The sequence below is a fragment of the Desulfovibrio piger ATCC 29098 genome (genome assembly GCF_000156375.1).
Lineage (GTDB): Bacteria > Desulfobacterota > Desulfovibrionia > Desulfovibrionales > Desulfovibrionaceae > Desulfovibrio > Desulfovibrio piger.
The window spans coordinates 3,198-5,536 of record NZ_DS996358.1 but is presented as its reverse complement, the minus strand read 5'-3'; the positions used below and the strand labels follow the sequence as shown (position 1 = coordinate 5,536).

4 protein-coding genes are annotated in these 2,339 nt (G+C 60.4%); all 4 read right to left on the bottom strand.

The window, feature by feature from the left end; all coding sequences use genetic code 11:
• Positions 1-68: 68 nt before the first annotated feature.
• The 4 genes from DESPIG_RS06590 to DESPIG_RS06575 are packed head-to-tail and all read right to left on the bottom strand — an operon-like array spanning position 69 to position 2,228.
• Positions 69-578, bottom strand: coding sequence for a host-nuclease inhibitor Gam family protein (locus DESPIG_RS06590; protein ID WP_006006572.1), 510 nt, complete (start codon positions 576-578; stop codon positions 69-71).
• Entirely contained in the window at positions 578-859 is a 282-nt protein-coding gene (locus DESPIG_RS06585) for a hypothetical protein (protein WP_006006570.1), read from the bottom strand. Before DESPIG_RS06585 ends, DESPIG_RS06590 begins: the two co-directional genes overlap by 1 nt.
• Positions 853-1,506 (bottom strand): hypothetical protein, encoded by a 654-nt coding sequence (locus DESPIG_RS06580; protein WP_006006568.1) that lies wholly within the window; start codon positions 1,504-1,506, stop codon positions 853-855. The genes DESPIG_RS06585 and DESPIG_RS06580 overlap by 7 nt, the downstream gene beginning before the upstream one ends.
• 8 nt (positions 1,507-1,514) lie before the next feature.
• Positions 1,515-2,228 (bottom strand): AAA family ATPase, encoded by a 714-nt coding sequence (locus DESPIG_RS06575; RefSeq protein WP_006006566.1) that lies wholly within the window; start codon positions 2,226-2,228, stop codon positions 1,515-1,517.
• Positions 2,229-2,339: the final 111 nt, after the last annotated feature.

Here is a 2,339-nt window from a genome sequence, read left to right as displayed (position 1 = left end):
CTGCGCGTACTTCGCTGCTAACGCTTCCAGTTCGCTTTTTCTGTACAGGTCACGCCCCATTCCCCCTCCTAGACAGTTTCCGGCACCTCTTCTTTCTTGATTTCTATGAAAAATGTGTCCGATTGCTGCCGTTTCAGCCCCACCAGCTCCAGACGTTCGTCCGGCCAGCCCAGCGCCGCGTCCTTGTTGATTTCTTCCTTGGTGCGGATACCGTCCGAAAGGTTGTATTGATGCAGCCTTTCCAGTGTCATTTCCGCTGTCACGCCGCGCATCTGGACTATTTTCGTGCTGGCCCTGAATCCAATCACGCCGAATCCGAGGTCGAGGCTCTTGCTTTTGATGAACAGTGCCTGCCGGTTGAGTTTGCCGTACACCGTCACCGCGTCCGACAGTTCCTTGCGTCGCGCCTGCAATGGCCCGGCAAGCTGGCTGGCCTTGGCTTTCGCCCCGTCCACGGCTTCCCGCATCTCATTCTCGATGGCGGAAAGTTTACGGTCGATGGCTGCCATTTCCGCCAGTGCGCCCTCGCACTGCGCCCGGTCTAGCACCATGTACGGGTCGGGCTTGATACGAGCCATTATCCCACCTCCCTGATGGATCTTGCCGGGAACACGCCCGACGCGCTGATGCCCCGTGCAACCAATCGCAGATTCATGGCGGGCACGGCGATTTCCGCTTCTTCCGCCGTCCAATCCACGCTCACCACCGTCAGATTGTTTTCCAGTGCCTCCGCCTGTTCGGCGGCGGCCCTCAGATTGTCGCGGCAGCCGCGTATAAGGGCGGCCTGTTCTTCATTCTTCGCGTTTCCCTGTACTTCTCCGAGAGCGGCCAGAATGGATAAAAGATTTTCTTTCAGCATGTTGCATTCTCCTCTGTATTGTCGTTCTCATTTTCCGTGCGGTTTCTGTCGAACCGTGCCAACAGAATCTTGCAGGCGTCCGTAATGCTTTGTGCTGTTTTCTTTGCGTAGGGGTCGGCGCAGAGCAGAAGCCGGGCGATGGTGGCCGCCGCCGCACGCTCCCGCGCAAAGGGGTCTGTCTCCCGCAGCGGCGGATACGGCGTTTCCGGGTTCTTGTCCGCCTTCACCGTGGACCGCCAGGTGACGGCGTTTCGGTCGTCTCTGCCCGCCCTCGCTATGAAGCCTTCCTCCGCCAGCCAGTTGCAGTAACGCAGCGCCTGCGTGTACGAAACGCGCGTCATCATGGCGCATTCCGATATGCTCCAGCCTGGCTTGGCCTTACGGACAAAACGCCACAGGGCTTCATAACTCTTCGCCTCGCGGGGACGATGCTTGAAGTCGTAGGTGAAACAGCCGGTACGCGTCCGTTTGACTTCCCCGTGCCGCGTCATGTCGGAAATACGGCTGCGCACAACGGCCTGTTCCGCGTCGCTTTCCAGCCCCAGCGCCTCATATACAAGGCGGTAACTGATTTCCTTGCCACCTTCTCCCAAGGCTTGCAGCGCCGCGCGCACCGCTTCTTTGCTGACTTCCTTGCGGGTATCCATGCCGCCTCCTACTTGCGCCGCCAAGTCCGCGCGGAAAGCACGGTGTCCAGCATCGGCCCGTCCACCGTGAAGTTTTCCGCCGCCTTCGCCGCCTTTTCGAGAAGCAGCATCATGTTGCGTACCAGTCGGAAGTCGCCTTCCGCCCGTTCCGCTATGCGCCCGCAGAGTTCCGCCGGAATGTCCAGCGCCGCCGCCTTCATGGCGTACATGGCCACCTCCGCCGCGCTGATGGGGCCGAACTCCACTTCATGGGCTACGCGGCTCCATACGCGGCGGCGCTCGGACAGAAGCCCGAATATGCCTTCCTCGCCTATCAGGATGATGGGAGCGCCCGTCATCTCCAGAATGTCCCGCAAGTCTTCAATGCGCCCGATGGCCAGCCGGTCGGCTTCGTCCACGAAAACGGGCTTGCGATCCCGTTCCAGAAGTTCCACAATGGACTGCTTGCAGCGGTCCGCGCTCATGCGGGGCAAATCTCCGTTCTTGCCGCGCACTTCAAAAAGCACGCGCTGGAGGAACGCCGCCTGTGTCCAGCCTTCCCAGACTCGGACGTATGCGCCCCCGCGCTGGTAATGGTACTGGTCAGCCGCCACGCTCTTGCCGCGCCCGGCCTGCCCGTGGGCAAGAATGAATCCGCTGGTTCCCCGGCCCGCGTCCACTACGGCATCCACCGCCGTGTTGAACCGCGCCGTCGCGTCTGTGGGAATAATCACGTCTCGCATATAGCCTCCCTATGCCGTTGCGATATTGCCTTGTCTGAAATGCAGCAGCTCCAGCCTGTCCTCGTACAACGCCTTGAAATTGCGCTGGAACTGCGGGGTATTTTCGAAATA